This window comes from Candidatus Krumholzibacteriia bacterium (assembly GCA_030748535.1).
Lineage (GTDB): Bacteria > Krumholzibacteriota > Krumholzibacteriia > JACNKJ01 > JACNKJ01 > JASMLU01.
The window spans coordinates 1-26,594 of sequence record JASMLU010000016.1; the positions used below are offsets into that span (position 1 = coordinate 1).

A 26,594-nucleotide genomic window follows, 5' to 3' on the forward strand; every position below is an offset into this window, starting at 1 on the left:
CTTTACAGAACCTAAAGAACAGCTGGGAGAGGTTAACATCCTCACATCCGGCTTCCCGTGCCAGGCCTTCAGCGTAGCTGGTTACCGTCAAGGCTTTGATGACGAGAAGGGCCGAGGAAACCTCTTCTTTGAAACAGCACGTTTCATAGAACAGCTTCAACCTGAAGCATATCTGCTTGAGAACGTTAAGAACCTTGTGGGTCATGACAAAGGAAACACCTTTAATGTAATTCGCAAAACAATCGTTGAAGATCTAGGATACTCGTTTATTCCATTTGTCCTCAACTCCAAAGAATACGGAAATGTTCCGCAGACTCGGGAGCGCATCTATGTTGTGGGTTTTCGTGATGAATCTGCCTGCTCTTGCGCAGTAAATGAGCAGCCGAAGAAATCTCTCTTCACGACAAAGAATGCCGACTACATTTGTAGCATCAATTTTGAGATTCCTTCCCCAGTTAAGCTGACCAGGGCAATTCATAGTGTCTTGGAAAATGGGAAACAGGACGATATATACTACTATCCACCCGGGCACCGTTATTACGAAGAACTCTCCTCCACTATGAAGAGGAGAGATACTGTATATCAGTGGCGCAGAGTGTATGTCAGGGAGAACAAGAGCAATGTCTGCCCCACTCTGACTGCAAACATGGGTACAGGCGGCCATAATGTTCCTCTCATACTAGACAATTACGGCATCAGAAAGCTGACTCCGGCTGAATGCCTAAGGTTTCAGGGCTTTCCCCCTGAAGTCAAGTTTCCTGAGAACATGGCAAGATCGCACTGCTACAAGCAAGCCGGCAACTCTGTCGCTGTGCCAGTAGTCAAACGCATAGCAGATGCGATCGCAACCGCACTAGATGCTAAATACGCTAATCCCTAGTTTAGTCATAAGCACCTCGAAAGCCCCTCCCCCGCCAGATAAAATGACCCCGTAACAAGCACCGGCTCTTCCGACCCAAGCAAACCCAGAGCCTCCTCCAGTCCCGCGCTTACTTGCCAGCCTTCGGGCCTTCCCGCGCGCTCATGCAGTTCGCTAGCCGGCAGGGAGCGAGGGTTCCGCGCCTGGCTCAAAACAATCCGCGAGCCACATTCCAGAAGCAGATCGAGCAGGCCCTCCACTTCCTTGTCCGCACTGCAGCCGAAGATCACAGTTCCCTGCGAAGTACTCACCCGATGCGACCACTCCGCAAGCACTGCCGAGAGAGCCTGCGGATTGTGAGCGCCATCGACGACAAAGAGGGGATCCTCGCGCAGGACTTCAAAACGCCCGGGCAGTGCAGTGGAAAGCAACACAGATTCTGCATCCTCGGGAAGGAGATCAAGATCGCCGAGCATCCGTAAAGCCAGCGCTGCATTACCACGCTGAAACTCGGGCAGGGCCGGCAAGTCCAGAGAGGGCACGGAAATCAACTCCACTCCTGCATCACTCGCCTTCGAGTGCATATAATCCAGAAGCCTGCCTTCTTCCTGAGCCGTGTAGAGAGGAACTCCGGGCCTTGCAATTCCCAGCTTGTCGCGGGCGATTTCCTCGAGAGTCGAGCCCAGGTATTTCGTGTGATCCAGGCCGATGCGGGTAATACAGGTCAGTGCAGGTTCCACCACGCGTGTCGAGTCATAGCGACCCCCGAGACCCGTCTCCCAGGCCACCCAGTCTACTTTCTTCTCGGCAAAGTGCAGGAGAGCGATCAGGGTCATGGCCTCAAAAAATGTCGCGCGAAGTTCCTCAAGGTCCTTGCGAACAAGAGACACCCAGCGGGCAAGATCCTCCTCGGAAAGAAAGACCCCGTCCACGCGCACCCTTTCGCCGATGTGCTGCAAGTGGGGGCTGGCAAAAGCTCCCACGCGCTGACCGTGGGCGCACAAGAGGGACTCCAGAAAGAAACAGGTCGAACCCTTGCCGTTGGTGCCGGCAACATGCATAAAGCGGAGACCCTTCTGCGGATCTCCGTGCCGGCGACAAAGTTCGCGAATGTTCGAAAGCCCCAGCTTCATGCCGAAGCGGCTAAGATCGTAAAGAAAGGCTTCTGCCTCGCTCTTGCTTTCAAAGAGGGGAGCTTCGGGGAATTCGTAGTGGCGGTCTTCAGGCTTCCGGGTCAAGCGGCAAACCTCCGCCGGCCGATGCGGCACGGGCGCGGAAGAGATCCGGACTGTCGCCCGCAGAACCGCCGGAGCGACGGGAAGAAGAAGCAATGCCGCTCTCGCTGCCCTCGCTGTCTTCTCCGGCCCGGGCACGCCCGCCGGTGAAGAACCTCAGGCTGTTGCCGAGAAAGCGTCCCAGGTTTGCGCGATCCACGACTGCGTCGACCATGCCATGCTCCTGCAGGAACTCAGAGGTCTGGAAACCTTCGGGAAGTTCCGTCTGGATGGTCTGTTCAATCACACGGGGCCCGGCAAAGCCGATCAGGGCCTTCGGTTCTGCAAGAATAATGTCCCCGAGCATGGCAAAGGAAGCGGTCACGCCGCCGGTCGTCGGATGAGTAAGGATGGAAATATAGGGCAGACCCGCTTCGCGCAGTTCGCCGAGAAGTGCCGAAGTCTTGGCCATCTGCATGAGCGACAGGATCGACTCCTGCATCCTCGCCCCGCCCGACTGTGAGACAATGATCAGCGAGCGGCGCTTTTCAATGGCATCCCGGATCGAGCGGGCGATCTTCTCTCCCACCACCGAGCCCATGCTCCCGCCCATGAAGCGGAAGTCCATGACGGACACGCTCACGGGGTGCCCACTCACGGTACCCAAACCGGTGACCACCGCATCATCGAGTCCGGTCTTCTTGCGCGCCTGTTTTTCCTTGTCCGTGTAGCGATCCTTGCCGGCCTTGAAGTTCAGGGGATCCTTGCTACGAAGTCCGCGATGGGTTTCCTCAAAACTGCCCTCATCGAGAAGGAAGTTCAGGTAGCTGTAGGCATCTACCCGAAAGTGGAACTTGCAGTTGGAGCAGACCCAGCGGCTCTTCTCCAACTCCTGGCGAAAGAGAATCTCCCCGCAGCTACTGCACTTCAGCCACAGGCCATCGGGGATCTCCTTGCGACTGGCGCGCGTGGAGTCCTTCAGTCCTTTACGGGTTCTTTTCAGCCAGCTCATGATTCCTTATCCAATGCGGGTGTCTTTCAGGATGGGAAAGTATAGGAAGGGACTGCGGTGGCGGGCAAGGCTTTATCGGGAAAAAGCCGTTTTCCGGGAGGAAACAGGGGCATCAAAAGCGGAAGGCTAAAACCGACAAGTCATTGTCTCCCAATTACTTGCTAGCCCACTCCCGCAGGAAACCCGCAAAATCCACCGCCGCAGACGCTCCCACCTCCACGACCTCCTCGTGACTGGTTTCCTCGTCCGGGGAATCTGCGATCACATTGGTAATGCAGGACATGGCCGCCGTTCTTGCGCCCATTCGGGCAAAGAGCACCGACTCCGGAAAAGTGCTCATGCTGGCCGCCGAGGCACCCATGTCCCGGGCCATTCGCATCTCGGCCAGAGTTTCGTAGGCGGGGCCCGTGCCGACATGAAGGACTCCCTCGTGCAGGCGAAGCCCACTGCCTCGCGCTGCACCCTGCAAGTCCGCAGAAAGATCCGCATCGTACAATTGCAGGGGGCCGGAATCCTTCGGGATTTCTCCACCCCGCAGGGGATCGGCCAACTGGGAACTGAGGATATCCCGGATCAGCATGAAGTCCCCCGCCTGGAAGTCGGGATTGAGCCCTCCGGCTGCATTCGTAACCAGAACGCAATCCAGAGGAAGGCAGGCAAGTGCCGCCGCAGGGAGCAAAACCTCCCGATCGGGATGACCTTCATAGCGGTGCAGGCGACCCTGAAGAAAGAGGTAGTGAACCTCTCCGGCAGAGGTCAGCAGAAGGCGACCCTTGTGCCCCTCCACGCCGGCAGAAATCAGTCCGAGCTCCTCGAAGTTCTTCTCCCAGACGAGTTCAAAGTCCTCGGCCGCGGGACCGAGACCACTTCCCAGGATGACCGCCCGGGTTCGCGCCGGCAGTTCCGAAGGCCAGAGGGGCAGGATCTTCTCCAGGGACTTCCGAAGATCAAGCGGCAAGATTTCCCGTCTCATTCCTCCTCCTTGATTTCCGCTTCCAGGGGAAGCCAGAGCACCAGAGCATCTTCCCCGCTGTCGGTGTAGTAGGCCTTTCGCCGGTGCAGGTAAAGGAAACCGAGAGACTCGTAGAGAGCACGAGCCGCCTCATTGGACTCGCGAACCTCGAGGATCATATGGGAAAAGCCCCGCTCCAGTGCAAGCTTCGCCACCGTCCGGATCAGTCCCGAGGAAAGCCCCTTCCTTCGCCAGGAAGGCTCGATGGCAATGTTCAAAAGATGAAGTTCTTCAGCCATCTGCCAGTGCAGGGCATAGCCGACCAACTCGTCTTCGCAGAGAAGGACCAGGTTCCATCGTTTTTCGGCATGCCGGGCCTCGGCCTCAAGAAGCCCCCGGCTCCAGGGATCCTGAAAACAGGTTTCCTCCAGGGCAACCACCCGGTCTACATGCTCCGGGCCGTAACTCAGGCACTGACACTTCCCTTCGGAGTAGTCGAATGTAAACTCCAGGGGAAGCGTCACGCCTCTTCTCCCTTCGGGCGGGTCACGGAGGCTGTTGCATGATAACGGGGAAGAAGGCGGTCTCTATTATATCCGGAAAGTTCCCCCTCCGGGTTCCGGGCCAGGCGGGCAAGAGCCTGCAACTGAAGTTCCGCCTCCGGCTCCTTGCCATTGACAAGCCGCAGTCCGGGCCAGTCGGCAAGCAGTTCCCGATGCCACTCTTCCAGTTCCTCTTCCCTGCGAAGTTGCTCGAACAGCGGCTTGGAAGCCCCCGGTTCAAAGAAGGCCGACCAGTACTCTCGGGAGCGGGCGGGGCGGGCAATCAGGATCGGGGCAGACTCGCAGGCAGCCACCGGAATCGCAAGACTGGAGAGAGGCAGGATCGGTGTCGGTCTTCCAAAAACCAGCCCCTTGGCCGTAGCAAGAGCCACACGAAGGCCCGTAAAGGAACCGGGCCCGATGCCTAGTGCCACGCGCTCCAGTTCGGACCAGGGTCTTCCGCTTTCTTTCTGGAGATCAGAAAGTCCCTTCTCCAGAAAGCGACGATGCTCACGGGGACGCAGGGACACACGACTCAGGATCCGTCCCTCTTCCACTTCCAGACTCAGCAGGCCCAGGCTGGAGGAAACATCCAGTGCGAGAATCATGAGCCCTCCGAAGCCATGGCGCTTGCGAAACGCTCGGGGGGATCTTCGAAGATCACTTCCCGCCCTTCACCTTTCATCGAAAATCGTAAACGAAGTGCATTTTCGGGCAGAGCACTCTCGGCCCGGTCTGCCCATTCAAGAAGCGAAACCCCCGTCTCCAGTTCTGCATCGAAAAGTCCGGCATCCAACAGTTCCTCCACGGACTCCAGGCGATAAGCATCGAAGTGGAAAACGGGAAGGCGCCCTTCGTAGCGATTCTGAAGAACAAAACTGGGGCTGTCCACCTCCCGGGGGTCAATGCCGAGCGCAGAGCAGAAGGCGGCGCTAAAGGTGGTCTTCCCGGTTCCCAGGTCGCCATAGAGAGCAAAGAAATCCCCGGCCACAGCCACCGCAGCCAGAGCGCGAGCGAAGCGACCGGTCTCCTCCACAGAGGAAAGAGCTATCCTTTGGGATCGAGGATGGCACACGGGACAATCATCTCCTCGAGGGAAAGCCCTCCGTGCTGGAAGCTTCCGCGGTAACGCTTTTCGTAGTCATGAAAATTCGTGGGATAGACAAAGTAGAAGTTCTCCCGGGCAAAGATGTAGTTCTTGGTCTTTCGGTTCCAGGGAAGATGCCAGTCTCGGGGACTCATGACTTTCAGGGTCTGCTTCGGGTCACAGCCCAGATTGTCACCATACTTGTAGCGAATGCCGGAGGAAGTGTCGCGGTTTCCCTGAACCAGTGCCGAGCGCTGGCAGAAGACCGAGCCATGGTCGCTGGTCAGCACGACCAGAGCTCCGGAACGGGCCAGAGACTTCAGGATATCAAAGAGCGCGGAGTGCCGGAACCAGGAGATCATGAGACTTCGGAACGCGGATTCGTCGGGAGCGATCTCCTGAAGAATTTCCGACTGGCTCCTGCCATGCGCCAGAATGTCCAGAAAGTTGAAGACCAGGGCCACAAAGGGAATCTGTCGGAAACTGCCGATCTGCCGATACAGCTCATTGGCTGCCGAGATATTCGACACCTTCACATACTTGAACTTCCGGTCCCCGAGCCCGCATCGCTTCAACTTTTCCTGCATCAACTGCCGCTCGAACCGGTTCAGGCTCAATTCTTCGCGGGGATCTTCCAGCCAGTACTGAGGCAATTGATCGGCAATCTCATCAGGCCAGAGTCCGGCAAAGAGAGAGTTGCGGGCATAGGGCGTGGCCGTGGGAAGGATCGCAAAGTAGTCCTCCACCTGGATATTGAAAAAGGGCGTGAGAAGATCCTCGATCACCTTCCACTGGTCGAGCCTCATGCAGTCGATCACGATGTAGTAGACCTGTCGCCCGGCTTCGATATAGGGCTGAACCACATCGCCGAAAATGTCGGGGCTCATCAGGGGACGATCCGGGTACTCAGCCTTCATCCACTTCGGATAGTTGCTTTCCACATAGCGCCCGAAAGTCATATTGAGATCCCTGCGCAGATCCCGGTGGGTCTGCTCAAGTCCCGAATCCTCGAACTCGTCGAGACGAAGATCCCAGTCGACCAGAAAGCGATTCACCTCCATCCACCGCTGCCAGTCGACCAGATCCATGCTTTCCATGGAGATCGGCCGATAGTCGCTGACATACCTCTGCGTCATCTGACTTTCCTGGATCTTCCGACCCTCGAACAGCCGCTTGATGGCAGAAAAAATCTGCACGGGATTGACCGGCTTGACCAGAAAGTCCTCGACCTGCCCGCCAAGAGCCTCATTCATCAGGCTCTCTTCCCCGCTCTTCGTGATCATGATTACGGGCAGGGAAGGCATGAGCTTTCGAACCTCGCTCAGCGTTTCGATCCCGCTCTTCCCCGGCATGACTTCGTCCAGAAGCAGGAGATCGAAGTTCTTCTCCTCGATGAGGGCCAGGGCATCGTCGCCATTGGCCACGCCCTCCACGGCATAGCCCTTCTCCTCCAGAAAGAGAATGTGGGGCTTGAGCAGGTCGATCTGGTCGTCTGCCCACAGGATATTCTGCCGTGTTGACTGATTCATCGTTCTCCGGTCCTAGGCGGGAAGCCGCATGACAAAACAGGATCCGTGGCCATCATGGCTGTCGAGGAGAAAGAGCTCTCCGCCGTGATATTCCTCGACAATGCGACGACTGAGAGTCAGTCCCAATCCCCAGCCGCCCGAACGGGAAGTGAAACCCGGTCGGAAGACCTTGCGCCGCGAAGCCGATGCAATCCCGCGGCCATTGTCACGGACATGCAAGTCCACCGACTTTGAGCTGCCCTGATAGCTCAGGGAAATCTGGATCCTGCCCTCTTCCTTGTCAATCGCATCAAGCGCATTCTTGATCAGGTTCTCGACCACCCATTCGAGAAGCTCCGCATTGAGGGACACCATGGGAACCTCGTCGTAGCTCTCTTCAATTACCACTTGGGTACGGTAGTGAGGAAGTCGAGTACGAAAGTACTCCACGGTCTTCTCGACAATGGGACGCATTTCATCCCGCTTGAGATTCGGCGAGCCACCAATGCTGTTGAAACGGTCCGACACCTTCTGCAGCCGCTCGACATCGTGGCCCATCTCGCGAAATGTCTCCTCCACTCCCCCGGCGGACTCCATTTCTGAAACCCTTGCCTGCCCCAGATGAATCCAGCCCAGCAGGCTTGTAAGAGGCGTTCCCATCTGATGAGCCGTCTCCTTGGCAAGACCCACCCAGACACTCTCCTGCTCGAAACGCTTCACCAGAAAGAAGCCGAGGGTTCCCGTGACCAGAAAGAGAAGGAAGATCAGAAGCTGGACGACAATCCCGCGGCGCAGCCTTTCCGCCAGGTTGCTTTCCCCGTAACAGACATAGCCCTGCACTCGCCGCTTGCCCACCGGCGAGAAGTAGACAAGAGCCTGTCCCTCGTGCCGGAACTCCCGGGCCAAAGTAATCAGGGTCGCCATCTCTTCGCTGGGTGGATTGTTCAGATCCATTCCCCGTAGATTTTCGAAGTCGGGTTTTTTCTCGACGGGGATCCCCGGCACCCCTTCCCAGAACAGGGGCCGACCCTTTACATCGGTTATGATCAGGGGAAAAGGAGCTTCCTCGGCCACCTCATCGAGAAGGGAACGAAGGCGGTCATAAAAGAGCTCGTCCTCTTCGGCCTGAAGCGCAAGAGCCACCATGCCGCTGATCGAGTGAGCGCTGAAGTTGGATTCCTCGCGAGCCTCTTCGCTAAGAGAGCGAATATAGAGAACCGCAAGCAGAAGGAGCAGGATGCTCCCGACAAGAAAGTAAGCGCGGATGATCAGGCGAATCCGCTCGCTGGACATGAAGCCGCGACCAATCAGGGAAAGACCTCCTCACGCTCCAGAAACTCCAGGCCACCCATCCAGGGGCGAAGAGCCTCAGGAATGTTCACTCTTCCGTCAGCCCGCTGTCCCGTCTCCAGAAGGCAGGCCATCAGACGCGCGAGGGCCACGCCGCTGCCATTGAGCGTGTGCAGGAAGGCGGGCTTTTCCCCCTTCGCCGGACGATAGCGGATGTTCGCCCGGCGGGCCTGGAAGTCGGTGAAGTTGCTAACACTCGACACCTCCAGCCAACGCTTGACTCCCGGCGACCAGATTTCGAGATCGTAGCATTTCGATGCCGCAAAGGAGAGGTCACCCGAAGCAAGGGTCAAAACCCGATAGGGAATCTCCAGAGCCTGTAGAACTTTCTCCGCCTCATTGACCAGACTTTCCAGTTCCTCGAAACTGGTCTCCGGTTCCACAAACTTGACCATCTCCACCTTGTCGAACTGATGAACCCTCAGAAGCCCGCGGGTGTCCTTCCCGTGGGCGCCCGCCTCCCGCCGGAAACATGGAGTAAAGGCCTGCAGTGCAATGGGAAGACGGTCTCCGTCCAGAATCTCGTTTGCATAGAGGTTCGTGAGCGGAACCTCGGATGTGGGAATGAGCCAGAGACCTTCGATGGCCGTCCGGTACATCTGATCGGCGCTCTTCGGCAACTGGCCGGTGCCCCGGGCAGCATCATCATTGACCATCAGGGGCGGGCAGACTTCCAGAAAACCGTTCTCCCGGTGAAGATCGAGCATGAAGTTGATCAGCGCACGCTCGAGCCGGGCACCGCCTCCCATCAGGACCGGAAAACCGCTACCGGCCACCTTGGAGCCGCGCTCAATGTCCAGAACCCCCAGTTCCTCTCCGATCTCCCAGTGAGGCTTTCTTTCGAACTCCCCCTCCCCGGGAATCTCACCCCAACTGCGAACCAGTTCATTGTCTTCCTCGCCACCACGAGGAACCGATTCGTGAGGCATGTTGGGAATCGTGAGGTGGACTTCCAGAAGCTCTTCTTCCAGCGCGGCTCTCTGTGCGTCCAGTTCCTTGGTCTCTCTGGACAGCTCGCGAGTCTTCGTAATCGCTTCCGTGCAGTCCTCTCCCGACTTCTTCATCCGGTTGATTTCTTCGCTCGCGCGATTGCGCTCTCCCTTGAGATCCTCCGCCTTGCGCAGGATATCGAGGTGCCTTGCGTCCAGTTCCAGAAAGCGGTCCAGTTCTGCGCTTTCCCGCTTATCCGCAATGGCCTTACGCACATCTTCTGGATTCATTCGGATGAACTTGCGATCGAGCATGACTCCTGCCTTCGATCATGGAGTGAAAGTCGCGGGTACTCAGGACTCTTCGGCGACCGAGGATGTGTCTCCGAGGCTTGCGGTCAACAAGAGGGCCAACTTGTTCCCCAGTTCTTCGGCGAATTTCGGTTTCCCTCTTACGATGTCTCGCGCCGAGCGTTCCCCGTCACTGCTTGCGACAAAACCCTCGATAATCAGTTCGGAGGAATCCATGGCAGCAAGTGCTGCGACCGGAAGCTCCGGGTTGTCTCCCATTCTCGCAAGGAAGGCGCGCTCTGCAATGGTCTCCACCCGGCTGGTGTGGTCGCCCACTGTCTCGAGAAGTTCATTCCAGTTCTCGTTCCTGCGAAGCCCCAAAATACCAAGACAGCCTTGGCCGGGGCTGGGCAAAAGAATGTTCCCCACCACCATTTCCGACACCGACTCCTGCATTCCGAGTCGCTCAAGGCTTTCTGCGCCCAGGATCAGCCCGCCGAGGTTTCGGCTCTTCATCTGCTGTATGCGACTGTCGACCGAGCCATGTAATTCCACGAACTCCAGATCCGAGCGAAACAAGCCCAACTGGGTCGACTGCCGCGAGTGACTGACTCCCAGTTTCGCACCCTCCGGCAACTCGTCCAGAAAGGTGTAATCGTCGGAGATGAAGGCGTCGAAAGGTGTGATCCGCTCGCTAACGGACTTCAGCTCGATCTTTTTGGGAAGGGAAACCGGGATTTCCTTGAGAAGGTGGACGGCAAGATCCGCTTTCCTGGCCTGCAGCGCCTCTTCCAGTTCCTTGATATAGGACTCAGGATCTTCAGGGGAATACTGCAACTCTGCTTCCACAGACAAGAGTTCCACTTCCAGATCTCTGGAGGACTCAAGGATGCTGTCCTTCAGGTAGTGGGCAGCCTCTTCCATGACGCGGTTTTTCCGATAGGCAATCCGTAGTTTTTCCATGCGCCGATCTTAGGTCTCCACGGCAGGGAGGTCAAGCAAGGAGGAGTCTCATGACCACTCCTTCAAAACCTCTCATGGCCCTCAAAACTGGGGCCAGCTTCATGAAGTTCGGCCTTGCACCTACGACCGCGAGAACTTTCACGACTCGTCCTGTTCGCGTCCGAAGGAGGCATAGGCAAAGCCCAGGGACTCCATCTGTTTTCTTCGATAGATATTGCGGCAGTCCACCACACGGGGATTGGCCATCAGGCGGGCCACTTTCTCAAGATCCAGAACCCGGAACTCGTTCCACTCTGTCGCGATGACGAGGCCATCAGCCCCTTCGATGCAGCCGAAAAGGGAATCCGCCAGTTCGAGGTCCGGTTTCGCAAGGCGGGCGTTTTTAGAAGCAACCGGGTCAAAGGCGCAAACGGTGGCTCCGGCCTTCTCCAGACCTTCTATAATCTTCAGTGCCGCTGCATCCCGCACATCATCGGTGTTCGGCTTGAAGCTCAGGCCTAAAACAGCGATGCGCAGCCCGTCAACGCTGCCTCCGGAAAGACGGAGCATTTTCTCCACCGCCCGAAGAGGCTGCCGCTCGTTCGCTTCAATCGCCGCACGAACGAGACCCATCTTCACCCCGGACTCCGTCCCCATATGAAGGAGTGCCTGTGTATCCTTTGGGAAACAGGATCCTCCGAAGCCTGCCCCGGCGTGCAGGAACTTCGAGCCGATGCGCTGATCCATCCCCATGCCTCGGGCAACGACCTGCACATCCGCTCCCACTTTCTCACAGAACTCGGCCACCTCATTGATGAAGGAAATCTTGGCGGCCAGAAAAGCGTTGGACGCGTATTTCACCATCTCCGCTGTCTCCAGGCTTGTCGCCAGGACGGGAGTCTCATTGAGGTAGAGAGGCCGATAGATTTCCTTCACGACCTCGCGCGCACGATCACCGTCGAAGCCCAGCACCACGCGATTCGGGCGCATGAAGTCATTGATCGCAGACCCTTCTCGCAGGAACTCCGGATTGCTCACCAGGTCGAAGTCCGCATCCGGGCCGGCCTCTTCCCTCATGATTTCCCCGACGCGACGGGTGGTTCCCACGGGAACCGTGCTCTTCTGCACCACGATCTTGTAGCCCTTCAGGTTGCGACCAATGTCCCGGGCCACCGAAAAAACGGCATCGAGATCTGCGCTGCCATCTTCCCTCTCCGGGGTTCCCACTGCGATGAAGATCGCAACAGCAGACTCGACACTTTCAACAAGGTCGCTGGAAAAGGAAAGGCGGCCCGCATCCACATTCCTGCGCACCAGGTCCTCAAGCCCCGGTTCGTAAAAGGAGACTTCGCCCCGGTTCAGCGTATCGATCTTGTCCTGTGCTATGTCGTAACAGGTCACCCGATTGCCGAAGTCCGCCATGCAGGCACCCGAAACCAGCCCCACATAACCTGTACCTATCACCAGGGTCCTGCTCATTTGGTTTTCTCCTTCACTGCGTGTTCTTTCCAGTAGCTCAAGACCCTTTCGAGCATCTCGCTGAATGAAAACTGCGGGGTCCAGCCCGTTGCTTCCTGAAGACGGGAATAGTCACCGAGAAGAAGGGGAAGATCCACCGGGCGAAGCCGGGAAGGGTCTTCGACGATTTCAAGGGGAAGTTTCGAACGGGAAACGAAATAGTCCAGAGCCTCTCGCACCGAATGAGCCTGCCCGGAACAGACGTTGTAGACCTCGCCGGGCTGCCCCTTTTCCAGAAGAAGCTCGTAAGCACAGAGGACATCCCTCAGGTCCAGCCAGTCGCGGCGGGCCTGCAGGTTGCCTACAAGAATCCGCGGCTCCCGGAGACCTGCTTCCGCTTCGGCAATCTGTTTTGCAAAAGCCGGAAGCACAAAGTCCGTCGACTGACCCGGGCCGGAATGCGGGAAACTGCGGGTCGCAAACCAGGGCAGGGACCAGGTACGGGCGTACTGGAGAACCAGCATCTCACCGGCCGCTTTGCTGGCGCCATAGGGATTGCCGGGTTCGAGAGGATCGTCCTCGGAGTGAGCCGAGTCGCTGCTACCATAAACATCGGCACTGCCGACAAAGAGCAGTCTGGTGTCGGGGCAACTCTCCCTCATGGCTTCCAGAAGACGGTGGGTTCCGGTGACATTGGACTCGAAGGTAGCCCGGGGGTCCTTCAGGGAACGAGCCGGAGAACTTTGTGCGGCAAGATGAACCACCGCGTCGGGGCGAATCTCCCGAAGCATGGGAGAGGGATCCTCCCTGCTAAGATCCAGTTCCTTCACCTCGAAACCCGGGACAGGAATCTGGCCGGGAAGATCCGTCCCGCAGACCTCATGGCCGAGGTCCCGAAGGGACAGCGCCAGATGCCGTCCGACAAATCCCGCAATGCCGGTCAGAAGAATCTTCAAGAGAGAGCGCTCCCGCTCAGTGCAAGTTTCTGTCGCCAGTCATCCAGCAGATCGGAGAGCGTCTGTTCAAAGGGAATCACCGGCTCCCAGTTTGTGGCCTCTTTCAGTCTACTGGCATCTCCTTCGAGCAGGGGGACATCGCTCGGACGCATTCTCGCAGGATCCTTCTCCACGCGAACTTCCACACCGGCCAAGTCCAGCAACTTGTCGAGAATCTCCTGAATGGACCAACTCCTTCCCGTGCAGACATTGTAGACCTCGCCGGGCTCTCCCTTTTCCAGGGCAAGCCAGTAGGCACGAACCGTGTCCCTTACATCGGTAAAGTCCCGGCGTGCTTCCAGGTTGCCGACCCGGATCACCGGATCACGCAGGCCCATCTCGATTTCCACGACCTGCCGGGCGAAATCACTGCAGACAAAGACGGAAGGGCGCCTCGGCCCCGTGTGATTGAATCCCCTTGTGCGAATGGTCTTCATGCCGAAGCTCTGGAAGTACTGGTAGGCCAGTGTGTCCTGAGCCACTTTGCTCACGGCATAGGGAGAAAGTGGACGCAGAGGCTGGTCCTCGTGGATGGGAACTTCCCCGGGATGAACCAGTCCGTATTCCTCGCTGGAACCGGCAATCTGGATCCGGCAATCCAGGTCGGCCTTTCGGATCGCCTCAAAGAGATTCAACTGCCCGAGGATATTCGTACTCAGGCTCTCCTGGGGTGCCTTCCAGCTTGTCGGCACAAAACTCTGGGCGGCCAGATGGAAGACCCGGTCGGGCCGGATTTCCTCCAGCACCTCACGGCAAGCGGTGGCATCGCGAATGTCGCACTCGTGCAGACTCACCCGGCCTTCCAGCTGCGTGATGTTCTCCTGTCGGCTTCGCCAGCGGTAGATGCCGAAAACCTCGGCATCGGGCTGCTCGGACAGAAGATAGTCGGCCAGGTGGCTTCCCGCAAAACCGGTAATGCCAGTAATCAGGACTTTCATGATCATTCCTTTCGCATGAAGCTATCCTAGGCAAGCAGGAGCCGGGAGTCAATCGCGGGAAGCGTTTTCCAGTTCTTCCAGAACGGCCACCGCGCGACGAAGATGGGGAACCACAATCGTTCCCCCCACGGTCAGGGAAACGCTGAATATGTCGAAGAGTTCCGCGCGACTCACTCCCAGTTCATGGCAGTTGCGAAGATGATAGAGGATGCAGTCATCGCAACGGAGCACCATGGAGGCCGAAAGACCCAGCATTTCCTTGGTCTTCCGGTCCAGTGCCCCGTCCTGGTAGCTCAGGGTATCCACGCCGAACATGCGAGTGATGGCCCGGTTCTTTTCTCCCAGAATGATCTCGTTCATCTTCTCGCGAAACTCATCGAATTCACGGATGCGACTCATGTTCCTCCTAGGACCAGATCCACCAGACAAAGGCCGTTCCCGCGGCGGTTGCTACGATGGTGAAAGGCAAGCCAAGTTTCATAAACTCTCCGAAGCCGGGATGATAGCCTTCCCTGCGGAGAATCCCCATGGCCGTGATGTTTGCGCTGGCTCCAACGGGGGTGATGTTCCCGCCCAGACAACTTCCCATAAGAAGGCCGAAGACGAGCAGGTTCTGATCAATGCCCAGAACCGATGACATGCCAAGAGCCACGGGAATCATTGCCGTGATGTAGGGCACATTGTCAATCACTGCGGACAGGGCCACAGAGATCCAGACAATGGCAAGAAAGGCTTTCATCGGACTGTCCCCCACCACTCCCGAGAGAGTGTGTGCAAGGCTTTCCAGGGCACCGCTTCTTTCCACGATCCCCACCATCACGAATACACCGGCAAGGAAGAAGGTCGTGTCCCAGTCGTAGCGCTTCAGAAGAGCCTTCGTTTCCGAGGGATCCCTTCGTCGATACCAGAGGACGCTACCGACAGCGGCCAGCATGCTGATCACTCCTGCGCCGTAGCGGAACTCCGGGTCGAAAAGACCCGAGAGCGCCAGACCCAGAACCATCAGGGTCAGTATCCAGGTAGGAGTCCAGGTGCTGACCTGAATCGGCTCCACCTTGTCCGGCTTCTCCCGGTGTTTCCGAAAGAAGAGCCAGAGAATACCGTAGCTCGCCAGGGCCCCGAATTGCACGGCGAAGAAAATGCTCGGGCGCACGATTCCATCTGCGCCTTTCATGAAAAAGAAATCGTTGAAGTCCATCTTCATGGCCGCTGCGAGAATCATGCTCGGGGGGTCACCGATCAGGGTTGCCGTTCCCTGCAGGTTGCTACTGACGGCAATGCCGATCATGAAGATCGTGGGGTTGATCTTCAACTTCCGGCTGATCACAAGAGCGATGGGCGCCACGATCAGAACCGTGGCCACGTTTTCGATAAAGGCCGAGAGCAGGCTCGTCATCACGGCAATGGCAAAAAGAGCGGCACCCACGGATTTCGAACGGTTCACAAAGGTATCGGCCAGCAGTTCCGGCACTCGGCTCAGAATGAAAAGCTCCGCCACGACCAGCGTGCCGGCAAAGATCCCCATCACATTCCAGTTGATGGAATGGACGAGTTCGGAGAGAGGCATCAGGTTTCGGCCGAAGAGAAAGGCGAGAAGAACGCCCGCCCACAGCAGTTTCGTCTTCTGTCGCTTCCAGAGGATGATCCCCAGATAGCTCAGGGCAAAGACCGAGACCGCCCCTGCGGGGCCCTCCAGCAAGGGAATCATCCTTTACGCTCCAGAAGGTCCCGGCTGCCGGGCTTGACGGCTTCCGAACCGGCCGCACAAAGCGGGCACTGCGCCTCATCCCAGGTTTTTACTTCTGCCTGCAAGAGGGAAAGAAAGGGAGCGCCGAAGTCCGGGGAACGATCGCCACTTCGATCCACGATGGCGGCCGTGGCCATCACCTCGCAGCCGTGATGGCGGACCAGTTCTGCCGTCTCGATCAGGCTTCCCCCACTGGTCACCACATCCTCGACAATGGCCACCCTTGCTCCCCGGGGCCAGTCAAAGCGACGCAGCTTCATCTTCCCTTCCTCTCTTTCTGTAAAGAGAAAGGGAATCCCGAGAGTGCGAGCCACTTCGTGCCCGATCACGATTCCGCCCATGGCGGGACTGATGACAAGATCCGGCTTATCGGTCAGCTTCTCTGCGATCGCCCTGCCGCAAAGTGCGGCATAGTCGGTGCGGGCCAGAAGTCGGGCACACTGGAAGTAACGGTCACTATGAAGCCCGCTGCTCAGGAGGAAATGTCCTTCGAGCATGGCCCCCGTTTCCCGCAGGGCAGAGAGGATAACTTCTTCTTTCATGATTCCTTCCTAAGCGAGAACTGCCGCCATGTCATCCAAAATCGCTCGGGCAGCAAGCAGGGGATCTTCGGCATTCCGTATCGGGCGACCCACAACCAGATGGCTGCTTCCCTGACGCAGAGCCTCCGAAGGACTCAGGACACGCTTCTGGTCTCCGCTGTCTGCACCCGCCGGGCGAATGCCAGGAGTGACAATCAGGAAATCATCGCCACAGGCTTTTCGAATGGCCGCCGCTTCCCGGGCCGATGCCACCACGCCATCGAGCCCCCAGTCCCTTGCCTGTTCCGCCATGCGAAGAGCGAGGGCAGAAGCATCGAGCGGCACACCCCAGCTTTGCGATAGATCCCGGTCATCCAGACTGGTCAGAATCGTCACGCCGATCAGCTTCGCGGGCCCGGCATCGTCGCGAGCCTTCACCGCGGCCCGCACCATTTCTTCTCCGCCCGACATGTGAAGGTTCATCATGGATGCACCGAGAGTGCAGGCCCGGGACACCGCATGGGCCACCGTATTGGGAATGTCATGGTACTTGAGGTCCAGGAAAAGTTCTCCGCGGGCGGCAATCTCCCGGGCCAGTGCCGGGCCTTCGGCCGTGAAAAGTTCCAGCCCCAGCTTCAGTCCCGGCGAAAGGGGAGCGAGCCTGTCGGCAAGGGCCCGGGCCTCGTCGGCAGTGGGAAAGTCAAGGGCCACGATCAGTCTTTGCGACAGGTCCATCGGCTTCCTTTCGGCTTCAGGCAAGATCATCCCGGGAGGAAAGTTCATCCAGAATTCGGAATGGGCTCCGGGGATCCATGAATATCGAGCTTCCCAGTTGTACGGCACTGGCTCCTGCATGGAGGAACTTGCGAACATCCTCGCTCGTGGCAATTCCCCCGACCCCGATGACCGGAATCTCCAGCGCCTGTCGGATTCTCCAGACAGCGGCCAGTGCCACCGGCAGAATGGCCGGCCCGGAAAGACCGGCGACTCCGTTGGCAAAGGGGCTTTTGCCGGTCGCAAGATCAATGTCCATTCCCAGAAGTGTGTTGATGGCCGTTACAGCATCGGCTCCAGACTCCTCCGCAGCACGGGCCACGGAAACAATGTCGGTCACATTCGGTGTAAGCTTCACCCAGACCGGGCCTTCAAAGACGGGTCGCACGGCCCGGCAGATCTCCGAAACCTGCTCCGGATCCGTAGCGAAATTGCGACCATGAGCTGCGACATTGGGACAACTGAGATTCAGTTCAAGAGCCGCCACCTGATTCTCTTTGGCCAGACGCTCTGCCATGTCGGCGAATTCCCCGACAGTGCCTGCGGAAATGGAAACCACCAGAGTCAGGTCTCTTTCCATGAGAGCAGGGAGTTTGTCCGAGAGAAACCTCTCCAGACCCACATTCTCCAAGCCGATGGAGTTCAAGATACCCGAAGCGGTTTCCCGGATTCGGGGCACGGGGTTCCCGGCACGGAGCATCGGAGTGATGGTCTTTGTCACGATGGCGCCAAAGGTCTCGGGAGGAAGCAGGGGATCGTAGTCGAGACCGTATCCGAAGCAGCCGGAAGCTGCGATCAGGGGGTTGCGAAGCTTCAGCCCGCCCGCTTCAGTTTGAAGATCCCGCATGCTTTTCCTTTCTGAAGAGCGTCCGCCCTTCAAAAACCGGACCTTCCCGGCAAACGGTCAACTGGGAGCGAAGGCCATCGATTTCCACGGGAACCACACAGGATCTGCAGGCACCGACTCCACAGGCCATTCGCTCTTCGAGAGAAAGCTCCACTTGATCTTCCTCTCCCGCAGATTCAGCAAGGGCTTTCAGCATGGGAAGAGGGCCGCAGGCCTGCAGGAGCAGCGCTTCGTCGCCACGGCTTGCAAGAAGACACTCCACAGGGTTCCCCGAAAAGCCTTCCGAGCCATCCAGGGTGCAGATCTCCGGCTTCACAGTCAGTTCTGAAAGCAGGTCCCGGGGTATTTCCTCCGCATGGTTGAACCCCAGAATCATCCGGTGCGCCAATCCAGACCCCGACAGCCGCCGGGAGAGAAAGTGAATCGGAGGCAGTCCGACCCCACCCGCAATCAGGACCGAAGAAGCGGAAGTTTCGCGGAAACTGTTTCCCAGGGGACCAAAGACCTGAACGGAGTCCCCCTCCTTCAGCAGGGTCATTTGCCGGGTCATTCGCCCGACGGGCTTGAACAGGAAGCGAAGGGAGCCTCCACAGTCGAGAAGACTCATGGGGCGAAGCAGGGATGCAGAGGGATCGCCGGGGACTCTCAGCATGGAGAAAGAACCGGGGCCCGACTCCGGAAGTCCCGGGTTTTCGAGCAGAAGCTGATGGTAGAGCCCGTCCCTTTTGCAGGAAAGAACCCCTGCCTCCAGAAAGACTGCTCGCAATGGCTGTGTCATGGAGACAGTTCCTGCTTCCAGTTTTTCACCCAGTCCACGGCTTCGCAATCTGGATAGTTCTCCAGAAGCTCCTCGCTTGCCTCCAGGGCAGCACTCGTGTCTGCAAAGACATATCGATACAGGTAACATCGGGCGAAGGCGGCTTTCTCCGCCCAGGGGCTGTCGGGGAAATCGCGAAGAAGGCTTTCGTATTCCTGAAGCGCGCTCTCCGAATCCTCAAGACGCAGAAACTGGTTCTCGGCCAGACGAAAGCGGGCCTCCGCAGCGGAAGAGTCGCCCTCGGCATCGCTCATGGTTTCCCGGGCCTTTATGAATTCCTCAAGTGCCACCTTTCGGCTGGCCGCCAGCCCCCCGAAAATGCTGCCCGATGTTTCCGCCATGGACTTCCCGAAAGCCTCTGCCGCCTCTTCCAGTCGACCTTCGCGAATCTGACGAATCAGTCCAATGCGATACCAGGCTTCCGAGGAAGAAAGACTGCGGGGAAACTCGGTGATGACATTCTCGAGAATGGTGACCGCGCCCTCGAGGTCTTCCTCCCCTTCAAGTACACGGGATTGCAAGAGAAGAACCGGACCCCTGGACTGGAAATTCTCCGCCACCTTTTCCAGGTCCCGAAGAAGGGAATCGGCTTCCTGCAAACTGCCAATTTCAAGAAGCGTCTCCACGCGCAGAACCTGTCCCTCAAAGACAATGCCCCGGTCCACTCCCACTTCGTCCAGAGCCTCGGTCTCAAGAAGAACTTCTTTCGTTTGGCCGAGCTTCTGCCAGGACTTCGCCCGCTGCATGCGGGACAAGTCGTTCCATTCACTTTTCTTGAAACGGGAGAGAAGGCGGCCGTAGGCTTCGATCGCAGCTTCCCAGTTGTTCAGACGAAACTCGGCCTCTGCAATGCGGTAAATCCCTTCGGCAAGGAAGTCACTTTTGGGAAACTCCTCCTCAAGTCGTTCCAGTTCTGTGATGGCCCGGCTCTCATCATCCCGCTCGAGATAGCAGACACCTCGCATGAAGAGCCCTTCCTCTTGAAAGGGATGCTCCGGAAATCTCTCCCGGAGTTCATTCAGACGCCGAAGACAACGACCGTATTCCTTTTTATTGAAGAAGGCGCGGGACATGAGAAAGAGGGCATCATCGGCCCACTTGCTCTCGGGATATTCGTCGAGAAGCTTCTGGCATTTCCTGACACACTGGTCGTAGTCGCGACGAGCCGCACTGCTGAGGTTTCCGTTTCTATCGAGTGCTGCTTCCTCTGCCTTGCGAAAGGCCTGGCGGGCATTGGCGAAGGTATTGAAATAGGCGCAGCCCACCACCGAAAACAGGAGGATGGCGAGCAGAATCAAACCCTGAACTTCAGGACGCGCTTTCCTGCATCCTTTTTGCGGGAGTAAACACCTCATTCTCTTTCCCTTCGTCCATTGTGCGACGGTAAACCGGACTGCCGTTGAGGAAGGTCGCCCGAACCCGGCCCCGCAGGGTCATTCCCTCAAAGGCCGTGTTTCTGGAGCGCGATGCCATGTCCTCTGCCCGCACAAGCCATTCTTCCTCCGGGTCAAAGAGACAGAGATCCGCAGGACTTCCTGGCTCCAGACTTCCGGCATTCCCACCGAGGATGGCACCGGGGCGGCTGCTCATCAGCGCCAGGACCCGGGGAAGTTCCATCAGCTTCGAATGGTAAAGACGGGTCAGCACGGCGGCCAGGCTGGTCTCCAGACCGATCACGCCGAAGGGAGCGTAGGCGAATTCCACATTTTTCTCAATCTCCGTATGTGGCGCATGGTCGGTGGCGACAGCATCGAGTGTTCCATCGCAAAGCCCCGCGACCAGTGCTTCCTGATCGCTCTTCTCACGAATCGGGGGGTTCATCTTCTTGTGAGTGTCGTAGCCTTCAATGGCCGAGTCATCCAGAAGAAGATAGTGGGGAGTCGTCTCTCCGGTCACTTTCAGGCCATCGGCCTTGGCGCGGCGGAGGATTTCCACCGAGGATCCACTCGAGAGGTGGCAGAGATGCAAGCGGGCACCCGTAAGACGAGACAGCCTGACCTCCCGATCCACCGCAATGGACTCTGCCTCCCGGGGAATCCCCTCGAGACCCAGTTTCGCCGACATGGCTCCCTCGTGAACCTGCCCTCCCTCTGACAAGCTTCGCTCCTCGCTGTGACTCATTATGAGTGCGTCCCAGGTTCTTCCCAGTTCCATGGCCCTTCGCATCACTCCCGAATCACTGACCGGTCGCCCATCATCGCTGAAGGCACAGGCTCCTTCGTAGTGCATCTCCCCGAGATCCGCCAGTTCCCGGCCCTCACTGCCCCGGGTAATGGCTCCCACGGGAAGCACCTTTGCAAAACCGGCCTGCGCCGAGCGTTCCAGGATGTAGGACACCCGGGGGCCATCATCGCAGACTGGATTGGTATTGGGCATGGCACAAAGTGTGGTCACTCCGCCACGAGCGGCGGAACGGCTGCCCGACTCGATCGTTTCCTTTTCTTCGAAGCCCGGTTCACGAAGGTGAACATGAAGGTCCACCAGACCCGGGGCGAGGTGGAGACCCTCTCCATCGAGACGGGGAGCATCTTCCGGCGCCGGGCCTTCACGAAGCTCCGCAATGAGACCATCCTGAACACAGAGCGAGCCATCGAAAACCCGGTCGGCCACAGGATCGACCACTTTCACATTGTCCACCCACCAGCGATCCATGCTGCTAACTTCCAGCCAGTTCTTCATGCGCCCACCTCCATGCTCAGGGTTTCTTGCGTCTCTGCGGGCGCGTTCCGACGCGCCTGGCTGAGCAGGTAGAGAACCGCCATTCGAACGGCGACTCCATTAGTAACCTGCTGGAGAATGACCGATCGATCACCGTCTGCCACTTCGGGGCTGATTTCCACTCCCCGGTTCATGGGCCCCGGATGCATGATGATTCCCTCCTGATCAAGAAGGGACAGATGGCGGGACTGAACCTGCCAGTCTCTGGCATAGGCCCGGAGGCTTGGCAGAAAGCCTGCCTCCTGCCTTTCCTTCTGGATGCGAAGAATGTTCAGGGCATGCGCACCCTTGATGGCCGACTCAAGATCGAATTCCACCTTGACCCCCAAATCCTCCATGCCCGGAGGGATGAAGGTGGGCGGCCCGCAGAGAACGACCTCTGCTCCCAGTTTCCGGAGTCCCTGAATATTGCTTCTTGCGACACGACTGTGAAGAATGTCGCCCAGAATCACGACCTTTCTTCCCTCAAGTTCCCCCAGCTGCTGCCTCATGGTCATCAGATCCAGAAGGCCCTGAGTAGGATGCTCGTGCGTCCCGTCTCCCGCATTGATGACGCTCGCAGGAACCCGCTCGGACAGATACTTGGCCGCGCCACTGGCACCGTGCCGCATTACGATCATGTCCATCTTCATGGCGAGAAGATTCTCCACCGTGTCCAGGAGGGTTTCGCCCTTGCGAACGGAACTGGTCGAAGCACTGAAGTTGACCACATCAGCACTGAGTCGTTTTTCCGCCAGTTCAAAGCTGACCCGCGTGCGGGTGCTGTTTTCGAAAAACAGATTCACCACGGTAAAGCCGCGAAGCGTGGGAACCTTCTTGATTTCCCTCTCGCTGACCTCGAGAAAGCTCTCGGCCGTGTCGAGAATGTGCAGGATTTCACTGGAAGAGAGACTTTCAAGATCGAGAAGGTGTTGCTGCTGGAAGCTCATTGGTCCACCTCCATCAGAAGAACCTCGTCCCGGCCGTCGATCTCCTCGATAAGAACCTCCACGGTCTCGCGACTGCTGGTCGGCACGTTCTTGCCGACATAGTCCGCCCGGATGGGAAGTTCCCTGTGTCCACGGTCGATCAGGGAGACAAGCTGGATGGAAGCGGGGCGGCCATAGTCCATGATCTCGTCCATGGCGCTTCTCACCGTGCGCCCCGTGTAGAGAACATCGTCCACCAGAATCACTTGCTTTCCGCTGATGTCCACGGGAATGCGAGTCTCACCGACCTCCGGTTGTGGTCCCACGGTGCGCAGGTCATCGCGGTAGAAGGTAATGTCCAGGCTTCCGGTCGGAACCTGCCCGCCCCCTTCGATGCTGGCCAAGTAGGCGGCAATTCGTTCGGCCAGAGGAATGCCCCGGGTGCGAATGCCGAGAATCACGAGATCCTCGATCCGGGAGTTCCTCTCGAGAATCTCATGGGTCATTCGCTTGATCGCCCGGTGTACCTGCTCCGGACTCAGCAAGACGGCTTTCTGGCGAAATTGTGTGGGACTTTCAGTGGGCATCAGGACTCCCTCCCGGCTGTTGATGCGGGGAGAGCCCTGGATTCAGGCAAAAAAAAGCCCCTGCCATTTTCTGGCCGGGAACTTCCGCTTTGCTTTTCATAGGTCCCTCCCTTTTCGACCTCTCTGGATCGTTTTAAAGGAAACGGGTGCTGGGGCACGGTTCTCCGAGCCGGGAAGAATTTAGTGCAGATGGGTCAGGAATGCAAGCGGGGACTTGCCAGCACCTTCGACGCGGGATAGAGTCGCCGGAACGAAAGGGGAAGCATGTCCCGTTCCTTGAATGCCTGGCTGAAAGAAATCCTCAACATCCCTACTGCGCCCTTCCACGAAGAGCTTGTCGCAGAAAGAGTCAGGGCATTCGCCAGGGAGCGGGGACTTCGTCTCCGGGAGGACCGGGCCGGGAACCTCTTGATCGAGTATCGAAATCCAGGCGCAAAGAGCTTTCCTTTTGCCTTCACCTGCCACATGGATCATCCCGGCTTTGAGGTCATCAAGACCCGCGGTCGTCACGCACGGCTTCAACTTCTCGGGGGAGTGAACGAGAAGACCCTTCGCAACTCCTCGATTCTTCTCTATGGCGAAGACGGGCCCTATTCTGCGAAAACCTATTCCCTTCTCATGTCCAAGGACCGCAGGAAAGAGGAGACTCTTCTCCATGTCTACTGCGATGCAAAGACGAGGGTCGGAGACTGGGGCAGCTTTGATCTTCCCGAGCTGTCCCTGAAAGGGGGCCGCATTCGTGCTCGCGCCCTGGACAACCAGTTGAGTGCCGCACTGATTCTCGCCCTCATGGACCGACTTGTTTCCAGTGGCCGGAAAGCCCATGTCTACGGTCTCTTTACCGTGGCCGAAGAAGTCGGTTTTGTCGGAGCAATGGAAGTCGTCGAGGGGAAACTTCTCCCCCGTAAACTGCCCCTGCTGGTCATGGAAACCAGCCGGGAATTGCCCTCTTTCAAAATCGGGGCTGGCCCGGTCATCCGGGTCGGGGATCGAATGAGTGTCTTCGACGATTCCCTCACCCGCTGGCTCAGTGAAAGCGCCGAAGAGCTGCAAAAGCAGGAATCCGGATTCCGCTTCCAGCGGGCTCTCATGCCGGGAGGGGCCTGCGAGGCCAGCCTCTTTCAGCTTGCGGGACACCCATCCTGCGCCCTGGCTCTGGCCCTGGAGAACTATCACAACATGGGCCCCCGGGGAGCCGCCTCCGAATCCGTGAGTCTTCGGGATGCAAAAGGGATGCTGCAACTGATGGAAAGGCTCGCCTACCGAGGCCCCGCAAGGGGGCGTGAAAGGCAGATGCTCCAGCGCCTGAAGGCCTATCACCGCCGGTATCGCAGCCGCCTGCGTTGAACTGGGCCCCTCATTCGTGGTAAAATCGGGAGGTTCCGGCTCTCCGCACGGAAAGCCTGTGGCTTGTTCTGCCCCAACGAAGGGAATATCATGCGCTTTCCTGTCTACCGCATTCTGGGCTTTTGCCTGATTCTGATGAGCGTTCCCGTGCTCGCCCACGATTGCATGAGTTTCCAGTTTATTGACACCGCTCTTGAGGAGGGATTGCTATCCCCCAGCGATGCGGCTCTCCAGAAGATTCGCTACATCTTTGCCCCAGATACCATGAATCCTGACTTCAGGGTCGAAGGGGATCAGCCCGCACGCTGTTCGACCTTTCTCTTTCATTCGATTCTTCAGGACCCGGTCATTGAGGAGTCCGTCAAGGCGGAACTCCGTCACTGGATGAACGAACCTTTCAATGAAAACCGTGCCGACAGGAGTACCTACTTCACACCTGGGGGACACTTCCAGTTCACTTACTACACGAGCGGGAGCAATGCCGTCCCCACGGGCGACAGTGACAGCAATGGCGTTCCCGACTTCGTGGAATGGTGTGGCGAATACATGGACTACTCCTGGACAGAGGAAGTTGACAATCTCGGCTTCACGGCTCCCTATGTCGCCGCAGGGAATTTCTATCAGGTGAGTTTCCAGAATATGGGCGACTACGGGTATACCCAAATCTACGGGGGAAGCACTCGCATTGTTCTTCACCGCAACTTCTATGGTTTCCCGGGCAATGATGATCCCGAAGGCAACCAGAAAGGTGCTGCAAAGGTCACCTGCGCTCATGAGTTCAAACATGCGAGCCAGTACACCTGCAGCAACTGGACAGAGGGAGGATGGGTAGAACTGGATGCCACCTGGATGGAGGAGATCGCTTACCCCGTGGTCAACGATTACCACACTTATCTGGCCGCTTCGGGTAGTCCGCTGTCCTCTCCCCACCAGCCGCTGGACTATGGCGGAAGCGGTAGCTACGAGGACTGTATCTTCCAACTGTATATGAGCGAAATCTACGGGGTCGAGATGATCGTCGATCTCTGGGAACTGCGTGACAGCTATCCTGCCTGGCCCATGCTCACCAGCTATCACAACAATCTGGTGGCCTGGGGAAGCACTCTGGAGGACTGCTTCGGGGGCTTCAGCCAGTTCAACTGCCTGACCGGCTACTTTGCGGAAGCGGGCTACGGATATCCCGATGCTTCAGACATGTACACCCGTCAGTCCTGGAAGAACTACGGTGGACTTCCGCCCAGTGCGCAGAGCGGCACTCTCGACCATCTGGCCGCTCGCTACGCTCGCCACCATACGATCGATGGACTGCCTGATTACCCGCATGTGATCTTCGATGGGCAGAATGGAAAGAACTTCCATCCCATGCTCGTGATCAAGATGAACGACGGCACCGTGATCTTCGATGAGGTTCTCCTCGACGGATCGACTTCTGACGGAGAGTACACCCTGAGTCAGCCCTGCAGTAGCATCGATGAACTTCACCTCTGCATTGCCAATGGAGAGACGGTGGGATACGGGCACAGTTTCACTTATGACATCGAGACAGCGACCGGCGGCGGCACCGATGCACCGGGGATTCCGGGCTGGGGTGACTTGCGCCTGCATGCGAATTTTCCCAATCCCTTCAACCCCTCGACCCTTGTGAAATTCGAGCTGGCATCCCCGCAGGCCGTGACCCTGGACCTTGTTTCTCCTTCCGGGCGGGTTCTTCGCACCCTGATCGACAATGTCCCGATGGGCTCCGGAATGCACGAATTCACCTATGACGGCCTGGATTCCGGTGCCAATCCGATGGCAAGCGGGGTCTATTTCCTTCGGCTCAAGGGCGAAGGAAGACAAAGCCAACTGAGGAAAATCACGCTACTTAAGTAGCTTACCGCTTTATTTACAAGCAAGCTCCCGCTCCCTGCGGGAGTTTTTTTGTGTACCCTGAATTCTTCTGGACGAATTCCCTCCGGAACTGTATATCTCCATCAGCCCGTTTTGTATCAGAATCGGGAGACTCGGAGGAAACAGGAAACCAATGCGATGGGAAGCAGGCGCAGGATGTGCTTGCTGATTGACAGAACAGGGATTCTGGCTACTATGTAGCGCTTGGCGCTTCATCGCCTGGTTTTGGAAGAGTGGAGTCTTCATGCACTGGTTCTGGATTGGAACGGGTCTTCTGATGCTCGGGATTGTCTCCCAGGCTGTTTCGCGCATCCTGGCGAGGCATTTCAATCTGGTCGACCACCCCAGTGCGAGGAAAATC

The 26,594-nt window shown here is 57.8% G+C and carries 26 protein-coding genes; 3 read left to right on the top strand and 23 right to left on the bottom strand.

The genetic code is table 11. The annotated features are described in order from the left end of the window. On the top strand, positions 1-880 hold an 880-nt coding region (gene dcm / locus QGH30_09020), incomplete at its 5' end, for a DNA (cytosine-5-)-methyltransferase (protein ID MDP7022481.1). A 5-nt stretch (positions 881-885) separates the two neighbouring features. Here the strand turns inward: dcm and QGH30_09025 are convergent. The 23 genes from QGH30_09025 to pyrR form a co-directional block, all read right to left on the bottom strand. Then, the gene (locus QGH30_09025) at positions 886-2,097 is read right to left on the bottom strand and encodes a folylpolyglutamate synthase/dihydrofolate synthase family protein (protein ID MDP7022482.1); all 1,212 of its coding nucleotides are present in this window, start codon (positions 2,095-2,097) and stop codon (positions 886-888) included. Further along, positions 2,081-3,085 (bottom strand): acetyl-CoA carboxylase, carboxyltransferase subunit beta, encoded by a 1,005-nt coding sequence (accD, locus tag QGH30_09030; GenBank protein MDP7022483.1) that lies wholly within the window; start codon positions 3,083-3,085, stop codon positions 2,081-2,083. The genes QGH30_09025 and accD overlap by 17 nt, the downstream gene beginning before the upstream one ends. Positions 3,086-3,239: 154 nt before the next feature. Next, complete coding sequence (locus QGH30_09035) at positions 3,240-4,058, bottom strand: purine-nucleoside phosphorylase (GenBank protein MDP7022484.1); 819 nt, start codon at positions 4,056-4,058, stop codon at positions 3,240-3,242. Then, a complete protein-coding gene (gene rimI / locus QGH30_09040; GenBank protein MDP7022485.1) occupies positions 4,055-4,561 on the bottom strand; it encodes a ribosomal protein S18-alanine N-acetyltransferase in 507 nt (168 codons plus the stop codon). The genes QGH30_09035 and rimI overlap by 4 nt, the downstream gene beginning before the upstream one ends. Next, positions 4,558-5,187, bottom strand: a complete 630-nt coding sequence (gene tsaB, locus QGH30_09045) for a tRNA (adenosine(37)-N6)-threonylcarbamoyltransferase complex dimerization subunit type 1 TsaB (protein ID MDP7022486.1) — start codon at positions 5,185-5,187, stop codon at positions 4,558-4,560. Before tsaB ends, rimI begins: the two co-directional genes overlap by 4 nt. Continuing rightward, positions 5,184-5,615 (bottom strand): tRNA (adenosine(37)-N6)-threonylcarbamoyltransferase complex ATPase subunit type 1 TsaE, encoded by a 432-nt coding sequence (tsaE, locus tag QGH30_09050; protein MDP7022487.1) that lies wholly within the window; start codon positions 5,613-5,615, stop codon positions 5,184-5,186. The genes tsaB and tsaE overlap by 4 nt, the downstream gene beginning before the upstream one ends. 11 nt (positions 5,616-5,626) lie before the next feature. Further along, on the bottom strand, positions 5,627-7,195 hold the full coding sequence (locus QGH30_09055; protein MDP7022488.1) for a bifunctional response regulator/alkaline phosphatase family protein: 1,569 nt from the start codon (positions 7,193-7,195) through the stop codon (positions 5,627-5,629). 12 nt (positions 7,196-7,207) lie between these two features. After that, positions 7,208-8,467: a HAMP domain-containing sensor histidine kinase gene (locus QGH30_09060; GenBank protein MDP7022489.1), complete on the bottom strand. Its 1,260-nt coding sequence runs from the start codon at positions 8,465-8,467 to the stop codon at positions 7,208-7,210. A gap of 14 nt (positions 8,468-8,481) precedes the next feature. After that, positions 8,482-9,768 (bottom strand): serine--tRNA ligase, encoded by a 1,287-nt coding sequence (serS, locus tag QGH30_09065; GenBank protein MDP7022490.1) that lies wholly within the window; start codon positions 9,766-9,768, stop codon positions 8,482-8,484. A 39-nt stretch (positions 9,769-9,807) separates the two neighbouring features. Continuing rightward, complete coding sequence (gene hemC / locus QGH30_09070; GenBank protein MDP7022491.1) at positions 9,808-10,707, bottom strand: hydroxymethylbilane synthase; 900 nt, start codon at positions 10,705-10,707, stop codon at positions 9,808-9,810. Positions 10,708-10,845: 138 nt separating this feature from the next. Then, a complete protein-coding gene (locus QGH30_09075; protein MDP7022492.1) occupies positions 10,846-12,165 on the bottom strand; it encodes a UDP-glucose/GDP-mannose dehydrogenase family protein in 1,320 nt (439 codons plus the stop codon). Then, on the bottom strand, positions 12,162-13,100 hold the full coding sequence (locus QGH30_09080; protein MDP7022493.1) for a GDP-mannose 4,6-dehydratase: 939 nt from the start codon (positions 13,098-13,100) through the stop codon (positions 12,162-12,164). Before QGH30_09080 ends, QGH30_09075 begins: the two co-directional genes overlap by 4 nt. Then, positions 13,097-14,077, bottom strand: coding sequence for a GDP-mannose 4,6-dehydratase (locus tag QGH30_09085; GenBank protein ID MDP7022494.1), 981 nt, complete (start codon positions 14,075-14,077; stop codon positions 13,097-13,099). Before QGH30_09085 ends, QGH30_09080 begins: the two co-directional genes overlap by 4 nt. Before the next feature lie 48 nt (positions 14,078-14,125). Next, positions 14,126-14,476, bottom strand: a complete 351-nt coding sequence (locus QGH30_09090; protein ID MDP7022495.1) for a carboxymuconolactone decarboxylase family protein — start codon at positions 14,474-14,476, stop codon at positions 14,126-14,128. 7 nt (positions 14,477-14,483) lie between these two features. After that, entirely contained in the window at positions 14,484-15,785 is a 1,302-nt protein-coding gene (locus tag QGH30_09095; GenBank protein MDP7022496.1) for an SLC13 family permease, read from the bottom strand. Continuing rightward, positions 15,782-16,366: an orotate phosphoribosyltransferase gene (gene pyrE / locus QGH30_09100; protein MDP7022497.1), complete on the bottom strand. Its 585-nt coding sequence runs from the start codon at positions 16,364-16,366 to the stop codon at positions 15,782-15,784. Before pyrE ends, QGH30_09095 begins: the two co-directional genes overlap by 4 nt. Before the next feature lie 9 nt (positions 16,367-16,375). Then, on the bottom strand, positions 16,376-17,080 hold the full coding sequence (pyrF, locus tag QGH30_09105) for an orotidine-5'-phosphate decarboxylase (protein ID MDP7022498.1): 705 nt from the start codon (positions 17,078-17,080) through the stop codon (positions 16,376-16,378). 16 nt (positions 17,081-17,096) lie between these two features. After that, complete coding sequence (locus tag QGH30_09110; GenBank protein ID MDP7022499.1) at positions 17,097-17,966, bottom strand: dihydroorotate dehydrogenase; 870 nt, start codon at positions 17,964-17,966, stop codon at positions 17,097-17,099. Further along, complete coding sequence (locus tag QGH30_09115) at positions 17,947-18,744, bottom strand: dihydroorotate dehydrogenase electron transfer subunit (GenBank protein MDP7022500.1); 798 nt, start codon at positions 18,742-18,744, stop codon at positions 17,947-17,949. Before QGH30_09115 ends, QGH30_09110 begins: the two co-directional genes overlap by 20 nt. Beyond that, entirely contained in the window at positions 18,741-20,081 is a 1,341-nt protein-coding gene (locus QGH30_09120) for a tetratricopeptide repeat protein (protein MDP7022501.1), read from the bottom strand. Before QGH30_09120 ends, QGH30_09115 begins: the two co-directional genes overlap by 4 nt. 10 nt (positions 20,082-20,091) lie before the next feature. After that, positions 20,092-21,462: a dihydroorotase gene (locus QGH30_09125; GenBank protein ID MDP7022502.1), complete on the bottom strand. Its 1,371-nt coding sequence runs from the start codon at positions 21,460-21,462 to the stop codon at positions 20,092-20,094. Beyond that, positions 21,459-22,430: an aspartate carbamoyltransferase catalytic subunit gene (locus tag QGH30_09130; protein MDP7022503.1), complete on the bottom strand. Its 972-nt coding sequence runs from the start codon at positions 22,428-22,430 to the stop codon at positions 21,459-21,461. The genes QGH30_09125 and QGH30_09130 overlap by 4 nt, the downstream gene beginning before the upstream one ends. Then, complete coding sequence (pyrR, locus tag QGH30_09135) at positions 22,427-22,996, bottom strand: bifunctional pyr operon transcriptional regulator/uracil phosphoribosyltransferase PyrR (protein MDP7022504.1); 570 nt, start codon at positions 22,994-22,996, stop codon at positions 22,427-22,429. Before pyrR ends, QGH30_09130 begins: the two co-directional genes overlap by 4 nt. 264 nt (positions 22,997-23,260) lie before the next feature. On the opposite strand from pyrR, the gene QGH30_09140 reads away from it, so the two are divergent. Together QGH30_09140 and QGH30_09145 are read left to right on the top strand one after the other, a co-directional pair. Further along, positions 23,261-24,343 carry a hypothetical protein gene (locus tag QGH30_09140; GenBank protein ID MDP7022505.1) on the top strand — a complete coding sequence of 361 codons (1,083 nt, stop codon included), beginning with the start codon at positions 23,261-23,263 and terminating at the stop codon, positions 24,341-24,343. Positions 24,344-24,433: 90 nt separating this feature from the next. Further along, the gene (locus tag QGH30_09145) at positions 24,434-26,215 is read left to right on the top strand and encodes a hypothetical protein (protein MDP7022506.1); all 1,782 of its coding nucleotides are present in this window, start codon (positions 24,434-24,436) and stop codon (positions 26,213-26,215) included. Positions 26,216-26,594: the final 379 nt, after the last annotated feature.

What these genes read in the sequence shown, in the direction of transcription:
- tsaB (MDP7022486.1), bottom strand. Translation starts at nt 5,187, where the DNA reads ATGATTCTCGCACTGGATGTTTCCTCCAGCCTGGGCCTGCTGAGTCTG.
- QGH30_09085 (MDP7022494.1), bottom strand. Translation starts at nt 14,077, where the DNA reads ATGAAAGTCCTGATTACTGGCATTACCGGTTTTGCGGGAAGCCACCTG.
- QGH30_09130 (MDP7022503.1), bottom strand. Translation starts at nt 22,430, where the DNA reads ATGAGCTTCCAGCAGCAACACCTTCTCGATCTTGAAAGTCTCTCTTCC.
- QGH30_09090 (MDP7022495.1), bottom strand. Translation starts at nt 14,476, where the DNA reads ATGAGTCGCATCCGTGAATTCGATGAGTTTCGCGAGAAGATGAACGAG.
- QGH30_09060 (MDP7022489.1), bottom strand. Translation starts at nt 8,467, where the DNA reads ATGTCCAGCGAGCGGATTCGCCTGATCATCCGCGCTTACTTTCTTGTC.
- QGH30_09055 (MDP7022488.1), bottom strand. Translation starts at nt 7,195, where the DNA reads ATGAATCAGTCAACACGGCAGAATATCCTGTGGGCAGACGACCAGATC.
- QGH30_09095 (MDP7022496.1), bottom strand. Translation starts at nt 15,785, where the DNA reads ATGATTCCCTTGCTGGAGGGCCCCGCAGGGGCGGTCTCGGTCTTTGCC.
- QGH30_09035 (MDP7022484.1), bottom strand. Translation starts at nt 4,058, where the DNA reads ATGAGACGGGAAATCTTGCCGCTTGATCTTCGGAAGTCCCTGGAGAAG.
- pyrR (MDP7022504.1), bottom strand. Translation starts at nt 22,996, where the DNA reads ATGCCCACTGAAAGTCCCACACAATTTCGCCAGAAAGCCGTCTTGCTG.
- accD (MDP7022483.1), bottom strand. Translation starts at nt 3,085, where the DNA reads ATGAGCTGGCTGAAAAGAACCCGTAAAGGACTGAAGGACTCCACGCGC.
- pyrE (MDP7022497.1), bottom strand. Translation starts at nt 16,366, where the DNA reads ATGAAAGAAGAAGTTATCCTCTCTGCCCTGCGGGAAACGGGGGCCATG.
- QGH30_09125 (MDP7022502.1), bottom strand. Translation starts at nt 21,462, where the DNA reads ATGAAGAACTGGCTGGAAGTTAGCAGCATGGATCGCTGGTGGGTGGAC.
- QGH30_09145 (MDP7022506.1), top strand. Translation starts at nt 24,434, where the DNA reads ATGCGCTTTCCTGTCTACCGCATTCTGGGCTTTTGCCTGATTCTGATG.
- pyrF (MDP7022498.1), bottom strand. Translation starts at nt 17,080, where the DNA reads ATGGACCTGTCGCAAAGACTGATCGTGGCCCTTGACTTTCCCACTGCC.
- QGH30_09115 (MDP7022500.1), bottom strand. Translation starts at nt 18,744, where the DNA reads ATGACACAGCCATTGCGAGCAGTCTTTCTGGAGGCAGGGGTTCTTTCC.
- QGH30_09140 (MDP7022505.1), top strand. Translation starts at nt 23,261, where the DNA reads ATGTCCCGTTCCTTGAATGCCTGGCTGAAAGAAATCCTCAACATCCCT.
- QGH30_09110 (MDP7022499.1), bottom strand. Translation starts at nt 17,966, where the DNA reads ATGCGGGATCTTCAAACTGAAGCGGGCGGGCTGAAGCTTCGCAACCCC.
- serS (MDP7022490.1), bottom strand. Translation starts at nt 9,768, where the DNA reads ATGCTCGATCGCAAGTTCATCCGAATGAATCCAGAAGATGTGCGTAAG.
- QGH30_09075 (MDP7022492.1), bottom strand. Translation starts at nt 12,165, where the DNA reads ATGAGCAGGACCCTGGTGATAGGTACAGGTTATGTGGGGCTGGTTTCG.
- hemC (MDP7022491.1), bottom strand. Translation starts at nt 10,707, where the DNA reads ATGGAAAAACTACGGATTGCCTATCGGAAAAACCGCGTCATGGAAGAG.